16 protein-coding genes are annotated in these 17,425 nt (G+C 66.8%); 9 read left to right on the forward strand and 7 right to left on the reverse strand.

Annotation, left to right across the window (positions count from 1 at the left end):
* Positions 1-85: 85 nt before the first annotated feature.
* Positions 86-847, reverse strand: coding sequence for an SDR family NAD(P)-dependent oxidoreductase (locus DES47_RS15530; RefSeq protein ID WP_133701655.1), 762 nt, complete (start codon positions 845-847; stop codon positions 86-88).
* Between the two features lie 295 nt (positions 848-1,142).
* Between DES47_RS15530 and DES47_RS15535 the strand changes: the two genes are divergently transcribed.
* The 5 genes from DES47_RS15535 (at position 1,143) to DES47_RS15555 (ending at position 6,526) form a co-directional block, all read left to right on the forward strand.
* Positions 1,143-1,358 (forward strand): cold-shock protein, encoded by a 216-nt coding sequence (locus DES47_RS15535; RefSeq protein WP_133701656.1) that lies wholly within the window; start codon positions 1,143-1,145, stop codon positions 1,356-1,358.
* A gap of 377 nt (positions 1,359-1,735) precedes the next feature.
* Positions 1,736-2,857 (forward strand): ribosome small subunit-dependent GTPase A, encoded by a 1,122-nt coding sequence (gene rsgA, locus DES47_RS15540; RefSeq protein ID WP_133701657.1) that lies wholly within the window; start codon positions 1,736-1,738, stop codon positions 2,855-2,857.
* A 166-nt stretch (positions 2,858-3,023) separates the two neighbouring features.
* Positions 3,024-3,602 (forward strand): PEP-CTERM sorting domain-containing protein, encoded by a 579-nt coding sequence (locus DES47_RS15545; RefSeq protein WP_133701658.1) that lies wholly within the window; start codon positions 3,024-3,026, stop codon positions 3,600-3,602.
* A gap of 7 nt (positions 3,603-3,609) precedes the next feature.
* Positions 3,610-5,811, forward strand: coding sequence for a phosphocholine-specific phospholipase C (locus DES47_RS15550; protein WP_133701659.1), 2,202 nt, complete (start codon positions 3,610-3,612; stop codon positions 5,809-5,811).
* 34 nt (positions 5,812-5,845) lie between these two features.
* Positions 5,846-6,526, forward strand: a complete 681-nt coding sequence (locus tag DES47_RS15555; RefSeq protein WP_133701660.1) for a PEP-CTERM sorting domain-containing protein — start codon at positions 5,846-5,848, stop codon at positions 6,524-6,526.
* A gap of 1 nt (position 6,527) precedes the next feature.
* Here DES47_RS15555 and DES47_RS15560 read toward each other — a convergent pair whose 3' ends face one another.
* Positions 6,528-7,184: an RluA family pseudouridine synthase gene (locus DES47_RS15560; protein WP_243748326.1), complete on the reverse strand. Its 657-nt coding sequence runs from the start codon at positions 7,182-7,184 to the stop codon at positions 6,528-6,530.
* A 177-nt stretch (positions 7,185-7,361) separates the two neighbouring features.
* Between DES47_RS15560 and DES47_RS15565 the strand changes: the two genes are divergently transcribed.
* Positions 7,362-9,863, forward strand: a complete 2,502-nt coding sequence (locus DES47_RS15565; RefSeq protein ID WP_133701661.1) for a putative bifunctional diguanylate cyclase/phosphodiesterase — start codon at positions 7,362-7,364, stop codon at positions 9,861-9,863.
* Between the two features lie 24 nt (positions 9,864-9,887).
* On the opposite strand, the gene DES47_RS15570 is transcribed toward DES47_RS15565, so the two are convergent.
* From DES47_RS15570 to DES47_RS15585, 4 genes are all read right to left on the reverse strand, one after another.
* Positions 9,888-10,706, reverse strand: a complete 819-nt coding sequence (locus DES47_RS15570; RefSeq protein ID WP_133701662.1) for a PEP-CTERM sorting domain-containing protein — start codon at positions 10,704-10,706, stop codon at positions 9,888-9,890.
* Between the two features lie 86 nt (positions 10,707-10,792).
* Entirely contained in the window at positions 10,793-11,950 is a 1,158-nt protein-coding gene (locus tag DES47_RS15575) for a hypothetical protein (RefSeq protein WP_133701663.1), read from the reverse strand.
* Positions 11,951-12,086: 136 nt separating this feature from the next.
* The gene (locus DES47_RS15580) at positions 12,087-12,995 is read right to left on the reverse strand and encodes a hypothetical protein (RefSeq protein ID WP_133701664.1); all 909 of its coding nucleotides are present in this window, start codon (positions 12,993-12,995) and stop codon (positions 12,087-12,089) included.
* 236 nt (positions 12,996-13,231) lie between these two features.
* The gene (locus DES47_RS15585) at positions 13,232-13,936 is read right to left on the reverse strand and encodes a creatininase family protein (RefSeq protein ID WP_133701665.1); all 705 of its coding nucleotides are present in this window, start codon (positions 13,934-13,936) and stop codon (positions 13,232-13,234) included.
* Positions 13,937-14,061: 125 nt separating this feature from the next.
* Here DES47_RS15585 and DES47_RS15590 point away from each other — a divergent pair, with 125 nt between their 5' ends.
* Genes DES47_RS15590 through DES47_RS15600 form a run of 3 tightly spaced genes read left to right on the forward strand, consistent with a single transcriptional unit; the run spans position 14,062 to position 16,945 of the window.
* Positions 14,062-15,081 carry a questin oxidase family protein gene (locus tag DES47_RS15590; protein WP_133701666.1) on the forward strand — a complete coding sequence of 340 codons (1,020 nt, stop codon included), beginning with the start codon at positions 14,062-14,064 and terminating at the stop codon, positions 15,079-15,081.
* Positions 15,078-16,328 (forward strand): MFS transporter, encoded by a 1,251-nt coding sequence (locus DES47_RS15595; protein ID WP_133701667.1) that lies wholly within the window; start codon positions 15,078-15,080, stop codon positions 16,326-16,328. The genes DES47_RS15590 and DES47_RS15595 overlap by 4 nt, the downstream gene beginning before the upstream one ends.
* A complete protein-coding gene (locus DES47_RS15600) occupies positions 16,325-16,945 on the forward strand; it encodes a helix-turn-helix transcriptional regulator (protein ID WP_133701668.1) in 621 nt (206 codons plus the stop codon). Before DES47_RS15595 ends, DES47_RS15600 begins: the two co-directional genes overlap by 4 nt.
* Here DES47_RS15600 and DES47_RS15605 read toward each other — a convergent pair.
* Positions 16,942-17,418 carry a protein-tyrosine phosphatase family protein gene (locus DES47_RS15605; protein WP_133701669.1) on the reverse strand — a complete coding sequence of 159 codons (477 nt, stop codon included), beginning with the start codon at positions 17,416-17,418 and terminating at the stop codon, positions 16,942-16,944. The genes DES47_RS15600 and DES47_RS15605 overlap by 4 nt on opposite strands.
* Between the last annotated feature and the right edge of the window lie 7 nt (positions 17,419-17,425).

Below are 17,425 nucleotides of genomic sequence, written 5' to 3' on the forward strand. Positions count from 1 at the left end.
CTTCTCGGGCGGTTTCGAGGCCGGCCTGGCCTCAGTCTGCGGTCAGATGGGGCCGCGACCGGTTATTGCAAGGTTAGCAGCTTGCTCAGGCGTCGCGCACATCGCCGATCGGGTTGCTGCCGAAATCGGCTCTGGCGAGATAGCGAAGCACCTGGGTTGCGGCCTCATCCGGCGTTGTGAGCTGCCCCGCCGCTTTGAGTTCCACGAACCGTGCGCGTTCCGGGAACCGGGCCGGATCGCTGCCGCGCAGCTGCACCTGCATATCGGTGTCGATCACGCCCGGTGCCAGCGAGACGATGCGTGCCCCATTGGCCAGCGAAGCCTCTTCCATTGCGACGGCGCGCGAGAAGTGATCCATGCCGGCCTTGGCCGCGCAGTAGGCGGCGCTGCCGGCCATCGCACGCCGGCCCAGACCGGACGAGATATTGAGGATCTTGCGGCTGGCGCTCCAAGCGGCCGTCGCGCGCAGGAACACACTGCTCAGCAGCAGGCAGGACTCCAGGCCGACGCGCAGCGCATTCGACAACTCCTGCGCCGACGACTGCCCCAGCGGCCCCGGCGTCGAGACAACGCCGGCGTTGTTGATCAGGCTGGCGCTGGCAAAGCCCCGCGCATCGAGGGCGTTCAGCCAGGCTTCCAGGCGCTGCGCGGCTGCCAGTGGCTCGCCCAGGTCCTGTGCCCATTGCTCCAGCTCGGCGCCGCGTTCCTCGGCAAGCTGGGTCAGGGCGGGGTTGAGCTGGCGCGAGATGCCGAGCACCCGATGACCAGGCTGTAGCAGCTGGCGGGCAATGGCTTCGCCCATGCCGCGCGAGGAGCCAGTAACAATGAACAGGGAGTCGGTGGACATGGTGAGGAGCTTTCCGTTTTGGCAGACCTTTGTGCATCGTAGCGGCTGCCGAGAACCGCACTCTTTACGGTATCGCAACAATTATTGTGGAGTTGCCCGGTTTTGCCCACGCAATTGGTATAGACTCGCTGCACAGATATACCAAGACCGTTTCTGCAAGGTCTTCCTCCTCTTCCATCCAGCTCACGCTGGGTCGGCCAGGTACATGAACTCCCCGGTTTGCGTTTCTTGAGTGTCTCTGCCCGCACGGGTGATTTTTCTCGTGCGTCTTTTTAATTTTTTCAAGGAATACATCATGAGCGCAACTCAAACCGGTACCGTCAAGTGGTTCGACGATGGCAAGGGCTTCGGCTTCATTACCCCGGAAGCCGGTGGTAAGGACCTGTTCGCCCACTTCAGCGAAATCAAGGGCGAAAGCGGCTTCAAGAGCCTGCAAGAAAACCAACGCGTCGAGTTTGAAGTGAAGCAAGGCCCCAAGGGTCTGCAAGCTGCAAACATCCGCGCGATCTAATTCATTAGATCCCACGGGCGCTTAGGCGCACGATCAAAAGGCTGCAGCTTGCTGCGGCCTTTTTCATGGGCGATCGATACCCGTGTGTGGCGGGAACGCCGCTGCGGGACTTGACCGCCGGTCCTGGACCCTGACACACTGCGCCACTCGCAGCGAGCCAACGGCCGTTGATCCACCACCGCAAGCCAAGGAGAGCGATATGAGCCACACACCGATTGCCTACTCCTCGGTTGCCGTCTGAGCGAGCGCTTTCTCGCCCTTTGATCCGATGATCTGAGCGTTCGACGCCCTCGCGTCCGCTCCCTCCACCGCAACCGATTCGCTCCGTACCCGCGTGGCACAGCCGCGCCGGGCGTGATCCGTTTGCTGGAATCATCATGATAGACATTGACTTCGAGCGCCTGCGCGCGCTCGGGCTGCACGCCGCGATGGCGCAAGCCGTGCAGCAATTGATTGCCGACTTCGCTTCTCGAACCCCCGAATTCGCCGACCAGGACTGGCAGCTGATGCGCGTCTGCACCGTGCACCGCGACCGCCTGCAAGTGCATGACGGCGTGTCGGAACGCAGTGCCATCCCTTTGCCCCGCCTGATCAAGCAGCATGCGCTGGATGGCACCAGCATCGCCGTCGGCGACTGGGTGTTGACGCAAACCCCAGAGCCTGACCGCTGCTGTATCCACGCCGTGCTGCCGCCGGTGACGCGCATCAACCGCCGCGACGCCGATGGCAGCCGTCACGCGGTGGTCAGCAATGTGGACACGGCGCTGCTGGTGATGGGCCTGGACCTGGACTTCAGCCTGCGCCGGCTGGAGCGCTATCTGGCGCTGGTCCAGGGCAGCGGCGTCTGGCCGGTGGTCGTGCTGACCAAGCTCGACACGCTGGGCGACACGGCCTGGGCGCGCTCCGAGCGGCTGGTGGACATCGCCCGCCAGCTGCGCGAGCGGCTGCCGCCGGAGGTCATCGTCCATGCGCTGGATGCGCGCAGCCCCGAGGTGGCGCAGGACCTGGCCCCGTATCTGGGCCTGGGGCAGACGCTGGTGCTGCTGGGTTCGTCGGGCGCGGGCAAGTCGACGCTGACCAATAGCCTGGCCGGCATGGGCCTGCAGGATACGGGGCCGGTGCGCGAGCATGACAGTCGGGGCCGCCACACGACCACGGCGCGCACCCTGCTGCCGCTGCTGTCGGGCGCCTGCCTGATCGACACGCCCGGCGTGCGCAGCCTGCGACCGGACGCCGATGTGCAGACACTCAGCGCCAGCTTCACCGACATCCAGGCGCTGGCCGGCCAATGCCGGTTCCGCAACTGCCAGCATGTCAACGAGCCGGGCTGCGCCGTGCTGGCCCAGGTGGCCGGTGACCGGGTGCGCAATTTCCACAAGCTCAAGCGCGAGATGCAGCGCGATCAGCAGACGCCGCTGGACCGCCAGCGCGAGCTGGCGCGCTGGAAGCAGATCGGCCGTGCCGGCCATGAGCGCGCCAAGATGAAGCGCGGCGAGTAGCAAGCCTGTTCAGGCGGGCGGCAGGCGCACTTTGCGCCTGCCGTTTCCCGCCGGCTGTAGTCCGTCCGGACCATTGCGGCTCCGTTGTTGTCAAGACCTGTCCCTAGATTTGGGGATCGCACCTGCCGCTGCGTTCGGTGTGCCTGACAACAAGGAGTGAACCCCTATGAAATCTTCGATTCGCGCGCTGCTGGCCGGCGCGGCCCTGGCGGCCTGGCTGCCCAGCGCCATGGCGACCGTGCTGAGCTTTGATGACCTGACCCAGGACGGCACCCTGCCGCTGAACTACGGTGGGCTCGATTGGTCGACTGCCGGCTGGACGGTCTTTACAACCCCGGCCGCGCCTTACTCGCCGAGTTCGGGTTTTGGCCGCGTGACCACTGGCTTCATGGCCGAGGACGCCACCAGCCTGATCCGCTTCACCCAACCCGGCACCTTCGACGGAGCCTACTTCGCCGGCCTGGGCGGCGCGACGCTGAGCTTCGAGCTGTTTCTGAACGGCAACAAGGTGCACAGCTCGATGGTGCTCGACCCTTCGGCCACGCCGAGCTTTCTGGCCAGCGGCTACGCCGGACTGATCGATGCGGTGGTGGTGAAGAGTGCCAATCACGGCGAGTTCGCGATGGACGACTTCACGTTCACCCAGGCCGTGCCCGAGCCGCAGACCTATGCGCTGCTGATCGGTGGCCTGTTCGTCGTGGGCCGCATCGCCCGCCGTCGTCAATCCAACACCAACGAAGCCTGAGTCCATCATGAGCCAACAAGACCGCCGCAGCTTCCTGCGCACCGTGGCCTCGGCCGCCGGTGCCTCCGCCGCCCTGGCCACCTTTCCCCCTGCGATCCAGCGGGCGCTGGCCATCTCGGCCAACAACCGTACCGGCACGATCCAGGACGTCGAGCACATCGTCGTGCTGACCCAGGAGAACCGTTCCTTCGACCACTATTTCGGCACGCTCAACGGCGTGCGCGGATTTGCCGACCCCTTCCCAGTGCCGGTGGTCAACAAGACCGGCATTGCCGGCCGCAATGTCTGGGTGCAGCCGAATGCGGTGACGGCCGTGCCGGGCCGCCCGTCGCCGGGCCCTGTGGCCATCGCCCCCTTCCACCTGAACACGGTGCAGAACTTCGCCTATATGCGCGTGTCGGGCACGCCGCACTCGTGGAGCGATTCGCAGCTCGCCTGGGACCAGGGTCGCATGAATGCCTGGCCCAAGGCCAAGAACAACCATTCGCTGGGCCACTTCACCGAGGCTGATCTGCCTTTCCAGTTCGCGATGGCCAATGCCTTCACGATTTGCGACCACTACCACTGCTCGACGCAGACCGGCACCAATACCAACCGCCTGCTGCTGTGGACCGGCACCAACGACCCGCTGCGCCTGGGCAATGGCCCGTCCACCGACAACAGCCATGACTGGTTCAACGAGAACCCGCTGGACGACTACACCTGGACGACCTACCCGGAACGCCTGCAGAGCGCGGGCATCACCTGGCAGGTCTACCAGAACATGGCAGACAACTTCACCGACAACTCGCTGGCCGGGTTCCGCGTGTTCCGCGACGGCTGGTACAAGCGCCCGGGCTATTCTCAGCAGCTGCTGGAGCGCGGCATCAGCACCCGCGACTTGGACAAGCTGAAGGAAGACGTGCTGGCCAACAAGCTGCCCCAGGTCAGCTGGGTGGTCGCCACGGCCGAGGGTTCGGAGCACCCAGGCCCGTCCAGCCCCGCCCAGGGCGCCGACTACACGGCCAAGGTGCTGGATGCGCTGACCTCCAACCCCGAGGTCTGGAGCAAGACGGTGCTGTTCATCAACTTCGACGAGAACGACGGCTTCTTCGACCATATGCCGCCGCCGGCCGCACCGTCCTACCAGGTCTGGGATGCCGACCCGGGCAAGGCCCAGCTGGCCGGGGCATCGACGGTGGACACCACCGGCGAGTACCACCACATCCTCAACGGCACACCGGCCACGCACCAGCACAAGCCTTATGGCCTGGGCCCGCGCGTGCCGATGTATGTGATCTCGCCGTGGAGCAAGGGCGGCTGGGTCAATTCGGAGGTGGCCGACCACACCTCGGTGATACGTTTCATCGAGAAGCGCTTCGGCGTGATGGAGCCCAATATCAGCGCCTGGCGCCGCGCGGTCTGCGGTGACCTGAGCTCGGCCTTCAATTTCGCCGACCCGCAGGACAGCGCCTTCTTCGAGCAGCTGCCGCAGACGCTGGCGCTGGCCAACAAGGCCCGCGCGCTGCCCGGCACGACGACGCCACCGGTGCCCGGCAGCCTGGCCGCCCCGGTGCAGAACGCCGGCGTGCGCCCGGCGCGCGCGCTGCCCTACGAGCTGCACGCCACGGCGCGCATCGTGCCCAACCCGGGCCGCGTCGGTTCGACCCGTGTCGAGCTGCAGTTCGCCAATACCGGTGAGGCCGCGGCGGTGTTCCATGTCTATGACCGGCTGAACCTGGCCGCGCTGCCGCGTCGCTTCACCGTCGAGCCCGACAAGCAGCTGAGCGACAGCTGGCAGCCGACCACCGCCGGCAGCTACGACCTGTGGGTGCTGGGCCCGAACGGCTTCCATCGCCACTTCACCGGCAATGCCCGCCGCGTGGCTGCAGCCGCTCAGCCCAATCCGGAAGTGCGCGTGACGCCGGATGCGGTCAACGGCGAGCTGGTCGTCGAGTTGAGCAACCGTGGCAGCCTGACCTGCACCGTCAGCCTGGTGGCCAACAAGTACTACAGCGTCGCACCCAAGGTCCAGCTGCTGGCTCCGCAGGCCACGGCGACGATTCGCCTGCCGCTGAAGGACAGCGCCCATTGGTACGACTTCAGCCTGCGCGTGGCTGGCCAGCCGGACTACAGCCGCCGCTTCGCCGGACATCTGGAAACCGGCCAGCCCTCGATCAGTGATCCGGCGATGGAGGGCCCGGCCCTGCTGAGCCAGTACCAGGTCTGAGCCCCATTTTTTGCAACACAACTTTGGAACAAACATGAAAACTACCCTGATTCGCGGCGCCGCCGCTCTGACCCTGAGCCTGTGCGCGCTGGGTGCCCATGCGGCCGGCTTTGGCAGCAATCTGATCGTCAACGGCGATGCCGAGGCCGGCGTCAGCGGCTGGACCGGCTTCGACGGTACCGACCTGTTCCAGTCGGTCGACTATGGCAGCAACTGGGTCAAGCCCAGCGAGCCAGGCCCTGTGAACCGTGGCGCCAAGATGTTTGCCGGCGAGAGCTCGCCCTACTCGGCGGGTGCGCAGACCGTGGACGTTGGCGCCCTGACCGGCGCCTTCGCCAGCGGCAAGGCCTCGTTCGAATTGAGCGGCTATCTGGGCGGTTGGAGCAGCCAGGGCGACAACGCCTTGCTGCTGGTGTCCTTCCTCGATGCGAGCAGCCAGTCGCTGGGCCTGGCGCAACTGGGCCCGGTGACACCGGCCGATCGCGGCAACCAGACCGGCCTGCTGTTCCGTTCCACCGGCGGCTTCGTGCCGGTCAACACGGCCAAGATAGAGTTCATCCTGTCGATGGAGCGACTGAACTCCAGCGACAACGACGGCTATGCCGATAACCTGTCTTTCGTGCTGAACACGGCTCCCGTGCCAGAACCCGGCACCTATGCCCTGATGGCTCTGGGCTTGGGCCTGCTTGCCGCTGTGAAGCGCCGCAAGAACTGAGCTAGAACGGCGCGGCGCTGCTGAACTGCAGCGCCGCGCCCGTCACCGGGTGGTGCAAGGCCAGCTCGGTGGCGTGCAGGTACAGCCGCGGGGCCAGGTCTTGCCGATCCGCATACAAGGCGTCGCCGACAATGGGATGGCCCAGCGCCTGCAGGTGCACACGCAACTGGTGGGTGCGGCCGGTGACGGGCTCCAACTCGACGCGGCTGGTCTGCCCCAGGCGATCCTGTGCAAGACAGCGATAGCGCGTCTGCGAGGGCTTGCCGTTGACATGGCAGACCTGCTGGCGCGGACGGTTGGGCCAGTCGGCTCCGACCGGCAGGTCGATATGGGCCCAGTCCGAGCCTGGCTCGGCCAGCAGGCCGTGAACCACGGCCACATAGCGCTTTTGCACGCGGCGTTCGGCAAATGCCCGGCTCAGCCTGCGCTGCATCTCGGCGCCAAGGGCCAGCAGCAGCAGTCCCGAGGTGGCCATGTCCAGCCGGTGGACGATCAGTGCGTCGGCATGCAGCCATTGCACGCGGCTGATCAGGCAGTCCTGCTTGGTCGGCCCGCGACCGGGCACGGCCAGCATGCCGGCGGGCTTGTTGCACAAAATCAGGCTGTCGTCGGCGTGGAGAATGTCCACCGGGGCTGTGCTCATGGCGCGATTGTCCATGAGCCGGCTCCGTGCAGCATTCACGCAAATGCGCGGCGCCGCATCCGAGCTAGGGCCAGACCCGACTGCATTCAGGCCGATCTTGGTGCAAGCTGCGGCGACCGGTGCCTGCTCAAGCCGCGCCGGATTGCCAAGGTTTTGATCTCATCCATCGACTTCTGGAGATTGCATCAGGCCATGGAAGTGAGTGCAGATCTGGCCTCGCTGAACTACGCGGCGCGTTGCTCCAAGCTGAGCGCGCCTGATCAGGCCATGGCGCTGGCCCGGCGTGCCCTGCGGATGGCCGAGGCCCAAGGTGACGCACAGGCTGCCGCCGAAGCGGCCACCACCTTGGCCCTGCTGCGCTCCCGCCGTGAGGGGCAGGACCGCGTCGAAGCCGAGTTTGCCCGCCTCTTGGCCGAGTTCAGCCGGCTGGGCGATGAACTGGGGCGCCTGCGCATCGAGTGCCGGCTGGCCGGCATACCGCTGCTGCGCGGCGAGGCTCGCGACAACTGGGACTGGCTGGTGGCGCTCACCGAGGCGCTGGAGCGGCAGGGCGATGCCATCGATCGCTGCGATGCGCTGAACCTGCGCGGCCTGTTCCACGACCGGCTGGGCCATACCGAGCTGGCCCTGCGCGCCTACTTCCAGCTGCTTGACGAGGCCCAGCAGTGCCCGGACCCGGGCTGCCTGCCCCATGCACTGGCCCAGCTGGGCTACGTCCAGTATGCGGCCGGCGACAGCGCCTCGGCGCTGCGCCACCTCGAGCTGGCCGGCCATCTGGTCGAGAACCAGGGCCAGGCCTCGATGGCCTCGCTGGTGGTGGCCCATCTGACCCAGTGCCTGCTGCACCTGGGCCGGCCGCAGCAGGCGCTGGAGGCGCTCCAGCCCTGGCTCAGCGGCGCCAAGTGGGCGCACGAGAACCTGAGCCTGCTGTCCATGCACACGACCGCCGCCCACTGTCTGGTGATGCTGGACCGCCTGGACGAGGCCCATGAGCTGATCGCCAAGGCCCTGCCCATGGTCGGCAGCGGACTGCGCGAGGAGGTGCGGGCCCATCTGGTCCATGGGCTGGTCGAGCAGTGCCTGGGCCGGCTTGAGTGGGCCCGCGCGGCGCTGGCCCAGGCCGAGGGTCTGCTGGAGCGCATGCAGCAGCTGGACCTGCACCTGCCGATACAGCTCTATCTGGCCCAGGCGCGCCTGCATGAGCAGATGGGCGACTTCGCGCTCGCCTACGGCTACCTCGAGCGCCATCGCCAGGCCTATGAGCTGACGCAGAACAGCGCGGCGCGGGCACGGGTGTTGAGCTCACAGATCGAGGCCGACCTTGAACGCACCGAGCGTGCCCGGTTGCAGCTGGAGCAGGAGCGCAACGAAGCGCGCCTGATCGGCGCCTATGTGGACACGCTCACCGGTCTGCCCAACCGCGAGCGGCTGCGCATCGAGGGCGAGGAGCTGCGCATCCAGCAGGAGGGCCGACTGCCGGCCGTGCTGATGCTCAATATCAACCGCTTCAAGGCGATCAACGATGCACTGGGCAATGAGCTGGGCGACGCCGTGCTGCTGGCCACGGCCCAGCGCCTGGCGGAGCTGCCGCATCAGTTCCTGGGCCGCACCCATGCCGACCAGTTCTGCATGCTGTGCAGCGACGTCGGCCGCCTGCCGGTGCTGAGGGCCCAACTGGAGAAGGCCTTTGCCACGCCCCTGAGCGTCTATGACCAATGGGTCGACGTGTCGCTGTCGATCGGCGTGGCCCTGCCGCCCGATGGCGGCGAGACGATGACGGCCCTGATGCGCAATGCCGAAACGGCCATGTATGCCGATCGCAAGCGGCTGTCTGGATGGACGGTCTACGCGCCCGAGCTGGAGACGGTGCGGCCGGCCGACCTGACCCTGCTGTCCGAACTCAAGCGAGCCGTGGAGCAGGACGAGCTGCTGCTCTATCTGCAGCCCAAGGTCTGCCTGCACGATGGCTCGGTGCGCAGCGCCGAGGCCCTGGTGCGCTGGCAGCACCCGGAGCGAGGCATGGTGCCGCCGTTCCAGTTCATCCCCTTTGCCGAGCAGACCGGGCGCATCAGCATGCTCACGCATTGGGTGCTGCGGGCGGCGATGCGGCACACCGTCGAATGGCGGCGCGAGGGCTTGCAGATCCAGGTCTCGGTCAACGTCTCCACCTTCGATCTGCGCGACCAGGGCTTTGCACAGCGTGTGTTCCAGCTGTTGCGCGAAACCGGTGCGCGGGCCGAGGATGTGCGCCTGGAGGTGACCGAGAGCGCGGCCATGGACGACCCTTCGACCACCTTGAAGGTCATGCGGGCCCTGGTCGATGGCGGCCTGAGCCTGTCCATCGACGACTTCGGCACCGGTTACTCATCACTGGCCTATCTGCAGAAGATGCCGGTCACCGAGCTGAAGATAGACCGCGCCTTTGTCAGTGGTGTGCGCGCCGGCACCGACGGCGAGGCGCTGCTGCGCGCCACCATCGGCCTGGCCCATGTGATGGGCATGCCGGTGGTGGCCGAGGGCTGCGAGACGGCCGAGGAATGGGACCTGCTGCAGGCCCTGGGCTGCGACTATGCCCAGGGCTATCTGATCGCCCGGCCGATGCCGGTGCCTCAGTTCCTGGCCTGGCGGGAGCGGCATATGCCCTTTGTGCCGCTGATTGCCAGGCACGACGAATTCAGGCCCACCGTCTGGTAGGCCTGAACGCGACCGATCCGCCGTCTAGCTCAAGCGGCGCCGGCGACCCAAGCCCAGCACACCCAAGCCTGCCAGCATCATCAGATAGCTGGAGGCTTCGGGAACCACCATCGCCTGCCCCGAGAAGGTCATGCTGTTGTTGACGCCGCCGGTGGGGTCAGCGGTCAACGTGAAGAACCGCGACGACAGTGCCTGCCCATCGTCCGACAGACCCACATGGATGCTCCAGGTTTCGCCCGGCTTCAAGCTCGCCAGATCCCATTGCAGGCCGACAAAGGCATCGCAACCATTCAGCAGGCCGCAGGCGGCAGGCACGCCGCTGCCTTCCGGTCCGGTGGCGCCATTGCTGGCAATCCACTTGTTGTTGAGCGAGAGGGCCGGGTCGTACAGAATGGTCTCGCGCCGCGTCGGATCGCCGGCCACGGCCGGTTTCCAGCTCTCCGCCACCGACTCCTGGAGGGTGCCGGGGTTGGCGTCGGCACCGAGCACGACCATGAAGCGCAGGTCGTCGCGCGCGTCCACGCCGGTATTGGTGAGCGTGTAGCGCAGGTCCAGCAGCCCGCTGCCATCACCGCTGACGGTGAAGCCGAACTTCAGGTCCGTCAGCGTGAAGGTACGCAACTGCGCCTGCTGGGTGGTCAGGCCCAGGCCGGGATAGAGCAGGGCGTTGAGCTGGAAGATCATGCCGTCCTGGGCCGCGCCATAGCTGATATTGGCCAGATCGCCGCTGCCGTCATTGAAGTCGTTCTGTATCACGACCGCCTGGGTCGCCAGCGGAACGGCCAATGCCAGCGCCGCGGCAGCGGCACTCAACAGGCGGACATAGCGATAAGACTTCCTCATGGGAACACTCCTTCTGGGTCAAGCCATCGTTGGCATCGTTCTTGGAATCGTCGGCCGGCGCGGCCCTGGAGGCCGCTCCGCCGGAGCTACTGCAGCATCAGGCGCGGCGCCTCTTCACCGCCGGCCAGATCGAAGTCGTGCACCAGGCCAGGTGTTGCCACTTCGCCCTGCAGCGGGTTTCTGGCGTCGATCGCATACAAGGCCACACGCAGCACCGGCCGCAGCACGCCGCCGCAGCGCGCGCACTGCGGCGAGTTGGGGTCTTCCGGGTTCGGATTCGACCCCTGCGCGAACGCAAAGCTGTAGGACAGCCGGGCGATCTTGCGGCCGCCATGAGCGAACAGGTCCTGGGCGATCTCCTCGATCAACTCGTCGCTGGACTTGCCCAGCTTCGGGTCCAGCTTGGGGTCTATGGGCATGGACAGCCAGCCTTCGACCCGTGCGCCTTGAACGCCCTTGTCGTCCAGCATGAAGGTAGCCTCGCCGGGCAGCAGCACATGCATCAGCTCGGGGGGAGCGGCCGCTGCGCCGGGATTGCCAGCGGTGCTAGGCATCGGAATACCCTTGGGCAGCTCGGCCGCGCGCTTGATGTGCACCATGCGCATCAGGGCGATCTCACCGGTCTGACGGCCTTCCTCACCAAAGCCCAGGGTCAGTGTGTTGACCGGCAACGGCGCGTCTGCGGGAGGCGTGGGAATCTCCATCTTGGACATGCCCAGCGTCTCGGTCGCGAACTTCATGGCGCCGATATAGGCGGCCTTTTCATCCAGCTTCACATCGGGTAGGTTGGTGGGCGTGATCTCCTTGCGCGCAGGGCGCTTGAGGATGGTGATATTGCCCAGATGGATGCGCTTGCTGAAGCTCAGCGCGGTGAAGGCGCCATCGCCATTGGGTGCCCCCGAGCTTGAGTTGCACTCATCCTCGTCGACATCACCGGTATTGGTCAGCGGCTGGTTGCACAGCGGGTCCTTGCTCGGCAGCGTGCGGCCGAACACCGCCTTGGAGACCTCGGCCGGATTGAAGGCCCTGGACAGCGGCCGGTCGGTATCCAGCTTGGCCTCGCGCAGCAGGCCGATCAGGATGCCCGTCGTGCCCTGTTCGGTGACGATGGGCGGCAGCGTCTGGCGCACCAGTTCGCGTATCTCTTCCATGCTCAACGGTCCGCGGGTCTGGGCCTGGGCGGGTGTGATGGCACCCAGGGCGGCCAGGGCCGCGAGGGTGAGGGCGTGACACAGTCGTTTCATGACGAATTCCTTTGCTTGAACGGCGTGTGGTTCGAGCGGGGCCTGGCCCGTAGGCTGGGTCGCGGCTCGGCACATGGAAACCGGGCAGGGCAGGGGCCCGCATCAAAGCGGTGCGGCGGTCCGGCAGTTGCCGATGTCAGGGATTGAAGGCGTGATCCACGCAGGCCGGCTTGCAGCCGCGATAGCCCATCCAGGCATACCAACTGGAGCCGCCCGGCGAGCCGAAGGCCAGGGCATTGCCGTAGCTCTCGTAGTACAGCCGCGTCAGCGCCGCCGAGGAGCTGCTGCCTATGGTGTAGGCCACCGGACATTGCTCGGTGCAGGTCTTGTACCAGTTGAACGGGTCCCACCAGGCACAGCCGAACTTCTTGTAGTGGTTCTTCACCCAGGAGTTGGCGATGCCGCCCCACTGACCATCAATGGCGGTCTGCTTGTAATCGTTGTTGTAGCTCGACGAGATCCACATGCAGCCATGGAAGCCGGTGAACATATGCAGCTTCTTGGCGCCGCCGTTGTTCATCGACTTGCGCAGATTGGGCAGATAGTCGTCGTTGGCGCTGACGCAGGACGAGGCATGCAGGATCTTCAGATTGTGGTCGCCGACAAACATATTGGGGCTCAGACCACCGAACTGGGTGCCGCACTTGCCGTTCCACTTCATGCGCATCAGTCCGCCCCAGCCACCGCCGCCGCCACCGCCATAGTCATAGCCGTGGACGGCGATCATGGCTGCGTCGGGCCAGTCTATCCAGGACGAGTCGGCGCAGCCGGCGCCGGTGCAGAAGCGTGACAGATTCATATTGCCGTCAACGAACTTGCCGGTCTTGGTGTGGCCCTGCACGCCCATGCGGTCGTACCAGGCCTGGGCCATGCCCGGCCATGAGGGGCGGTTGTCATCCGGATTGGTGTCGCAATCGCCGGCACTCCAGTTGCCGATCGCGTACATGTCCACCTTGAACGCCCATGTCGGGCTGTGTGCCGCGGCGCACAGGGCCAGGGCCAGCAGTGGACGCCAAAGGCGCTGCCACCAGTTGCTTGCTTTCATCATCGACCTCCTTGGGTTACGGCGCATACCCGCGCCCGCTCCTGGATGCGAACATCCGGACTCGGCTGGGGTGCAAACTTGGGAGAGGCCTCGCGAGACTCCACGCTGCGTGCCAGACCCCCCGATTTGAGGGGGTTTGGCATCAACGCAGCGAAAGAATAGGTCGCGACCGCGGCGCGAACAATCCCCCGTATTGCTTCAAACGTGGGGGGAGTTCCGGCCTTGTTACAGCGTTGTTACGGCAGCCACGGACCCTCGAGCTGGGCTCGCGTCTCCGCGACGGCAATGGCCCACAGTGCGTCCATCACCGCATCGGGCTGCTGGTAGTGGCCGCCGTAGCAGCCGTCGCCGAGGTAGGTGCGCTTGGCCTGCGGGTCCATCAGCGCCATGCGCGCATAGTCCACCGGCGGCTTGGGCGAGGAGGGCAGCTCGACGCCGGGCAGGCGCGTGCTGCGGAAGTTCTCCATCCACGAGGCATGCGAGGCCTGCGGGTCCTGCTCGCGCACAAAGGCCATCGTGCGTGGCGCCGCCCACCAGTTGTGCCACTTGAGCTGCAGGCCCCTGTGCTCGGCCATCAGCTGCTGCAGCAGGCCGGCCACCGGCTGGTTACCGCCGTGGCCATTGACGATCAGCACGCGCCGAAAGCCATGGTGGTGCAGCGAGGCGATCAGGTCGCCCATCACCGCCAGCAGGGTCTCCAGCCGCAGGCTCATCGTGCCCGGAAAGGCCACATAGGTGGGCGTGTAGCCATAGGGCTGGGCCGGGTAGACCGGCACGCCCAGCGGCTCGGCCGCGGCCACCGCCACCTCTTCGCTGAGGATGGCATCGACGGCCAGCGACAGCCAGGCATGCTGCTCGACGCTGCCCAGCGGCAGCACGACGCGGTCGTCGTTTCGCAGATGGCTTTCGATCTGTTGCCAGTGGCAGTCGCGGATGCGCATCGGGGTCTCCGGTAGGGGAAGGTGCTCACTATAGTTGTGACAAGACCATTCCAATAAATACACTATTGGATTATTAATTAAGTCCCTGAAGCACAATCACGGTACGCCAATCCGAGCCCGATATCGTGACCGACACCCACCCGACCCTGCCGACACTCGAACGGCTGCTGGACCGCAACCAGGCCTTCGGCCTGGCCGCACGCGGCACCACCAACCACCTGCCGATGGCCTTGATCGCGCTGCAGCGCATGGGCGCCACGGCGACCCGGCTGCAAGCCTATTTCGACCTCTGGGCGCAGCACAAGGCACTGCCTCATGTCGATGCGCCCCCTGCCGCGCAGGCTCGGCAGTGGACCGAATGGCGCGGCCAGGCGCGGGCCTTCGAGCCGCTCAGCCGCGGCTTTGCCGAGCGGGTGGCACAGGAAGGCGCACCGGCCGTGGTCGCCGAGGTCTGGGCCGAGCTGGGCAACGGGGTGGCGACGAATGCCTTTCATGCCTTAATACGAGTGGCCTACGGTCTGGAGGCCCGCCATGCCGGCGAGATTGGTGCCGGTCTGGCCAGCCTGGTGGTCGCTCATCTGCCGCTGGACCTGAGCCTGGACGATGCACCCACCGTGCGCTCGGTGCCGGCCGCGCTGGAGCGCATTCATCAGGGCCTGGGCGGAGCTCACGAGGTGACCGGTGCCATCACCGCGGCCCTGCGGGCAGCCGCCGCCGACCCACGGCTGACGCAGGCGCTGAGCCTGCCGGAGTTGCGCGGGCGGGAACTGATGGCGGCAATGGCCGATGTGGCCCTGCAGCTCTACGCGCAGACGCGCAACTTCACCGTGCTGCATATGGTGACCATGCTGCATGCGCGGCGCGTGCTGCTGATGCACTGCCCGCAGCTGGCCACGCCACAGCAAGACCTGGCCCTCTGGCTGGCCTTCAGCACCGCCTATGCTGCGGTCGGTGCACCTCTGCTGCAGGCGCCGACCCTATCGGGCGCTCCGCTGAGCTGGCCCGAGATCTTCGCCCTGGCCGCGGCTCAGGACGACGACCATGTGATCAAGCTCAGCCACAGCTGCCATGAGGAGTTCCTGCACTACGGCCGGCCGCCGTACCAGCAGGTGGCCAGTGATCTGGTCCTGGGGGCACAGCGATGACCCGGCCGCGCACGCTGCTGTGGGTTGTCTGCGCCATCTCGATGATGAGCACCATAGGCATGGCCATGCCTTACCCCATCCTCGCGCCGATCTTCGTGCAGGGCGCGGCGGACGGCTTCACCCACTTCATGGGCCTGCCGCCCAAGCTCTTGATGGGCATCGCGCTGGCGGCCAATCCGCTGGGCATTCTGATAGGCAGCCTGTTCATCGGCCCGCTGTCCGACCGTCACGGCCGGCGCCGCACGCTGCTGTGGACGCTGTCGCTGACGGTGCTGAGCAGCCTGCTCGGTGCCTGGGCGCTGGATCAGCGTTGGTACGCGCTGTTTGTCGGCGCGCGCTTTCTGACCGGTCTGACCGAGGGCAATCTGGCGGTGGCGCGCGCGGTGCTGGCCGATCTGCACCCTGTGCTCGACCGCACCCGTTCCTTTGCCTGGCTCAATGCCAGCAACTACGCCGGCTGGCTGCTCGGCCCGCTGCTGGGCGGCCTGACCCTGCCGCTGGGTGAGCCGGTGCCCTTTGTGCTGGCGGGCCTGGCCCTGCTGCCCTGTCTGCTGGTGATCTGGCGGGCCCTGCCGGAGACGCATGGCCGGCCGGCGGCAGCGACCGGCGGCCTGCTGCAGCAGGCGATGCAGCACCAGGCGCTGGGCCTGCTGCGCCAGGACCGGCTGCTGGCCCGCCTGTTCGCGTTGCAGCTGGCCTATACCCTGGGCCTGACCACTTGCTACGAGTTTTACCCGCTGTGGCTGCTGGAGAACGCCGACCTGGGCAGCCTCGGCATTGCCTGGGTGACGGCGGGCCTGTGCCTGGTGATGTCGCTGGCCAGCATGCTGGTCGGACGCTTCGACGCCTTCTCGGCGCGGGGCCATGCACTGCGCCGCGCCAGCGCCTGCGCGCTCGTGGCCGCGACCGGGCTGTTCGGTCTGGCCCTGCTGCCCGGCACGGCGGGCCTGCTGGTGATCATCGCCATGGGCCTGCCGCTGGCGCTGTACAACGCGGTGCTGCCGGCCTGGGTGTCGGAGCGCTTTGCCCACCACGGCCAGGGCCGGGTGATGGGCCTCTTGACGGTGATCTTCTATCTGGCCAATGTGGTGACGGCGCTGGTGGGCGGGGCCCTGAGCCTGCTGGACACGCGCTGGATCATGGCGGTCGGCGGCGGCTGCAGCCTGTGGGCGGCCTGGAGCCTGCTGCGCCTGGCGCGCGATGTGCCAACATCACCGACCTTGGCGGCTGTGGCCAGCAACGCATGAACAACACCAGCGACCAGATCCTCTACACGCTGAAGAGCCGTGGCCCCCAGGGCGCCCAGGTGGTGGCCGAGGCCTGTGGACTCAGCGCCATGGGGGCACGCAAGCAACTGCTGGCGCTTGAGGGCGCGGGCCTGGTGGCCTCGCACGAGGAGGCCCACGGCGTAGGTCGGCCGGCACGCTTGTGGCAGCTGACCGAGGCCGGCCATGCCCGCTTCCCGGACCGCCATGGCGAGCTGGCCGTGCAGCTGATCGCTCAGGTCAGCGCGCTGCTGGGCCCGCAGGCGCTGCAGGCGCTGATCAACCAGCGCCAGTCCGACGCGCAAGCCGCCTATGAGGCCGGCTTGGCCGGCGCCAAGACCTTGGCACAGCGGGTGCAGGGGCTGGCTCGAAAACGCGCCGAGGAGGGCTATATGGCTCGGGCGGAACGGGAGGGCAAGGCCTGGCTGTTGATCGAGGACCACTGCCCGATCTGCGCCGCCGCCAGCAGCTGCCAGGGCTTCTGCCAGTCGGAGCTGGAGTTGTTCCAGAACTGCCTGGGCGACTCCGTGACGGTCGAACGCAGCGAGCATCTGCTGGCCGGCGCACGACGCTGCGTCTATCGCATTCGTCCAGCCTAGAACTGCTCGATAAGACCCGACTGCGCCGCCGTCTGCGGATTGCCTCCCGCCTGGCGCACCTGCAGCAAAGCCTGCTCGGTCGGCACGCCCAGGCGCTTCAGCACGCAGGCGGCGACCGTGCCGGTGCGGCCTATGCCGGCGGCGCAGTGCAGCAGCGCATGGTCACCCAGGCGCAGCGCCTGGCTCAGCTGGTCCACGCCCTCGCGGAAGCTGGCCGCGTCGGTGGCCAGGCCCATATCGCGCATCGGCAGGTGCAGCCAGCGGAAAGGCACCCGGCCCAGGGTGATGGCCTTGTGGTACTCGGGCGAGAGCTGGGCCACCTCGTCCAGCGGGTTCAGGCACATCACCAGGCTCAGCTTGGCGCGGCGCATATCGTTCAGGAAGCGGTCCCAGGGCTCCATGCGGCCGGGCATTGAATGCAGCCACAGGGTGCCGGGCACCTCGACGGGCAGGGGAAGGCGGCGAAACAGCATCGGTCGG

It is taken from the genome of Roseateles toxinivorans, from assembly GCF_004362525.1.
Lineage (GTDB): Bacteria > Pseudomonadota > Gammaproteobacteria > Burkholderiales > Burkholderiaceae_C > Paucibacter > Paucibacter toxinivorans.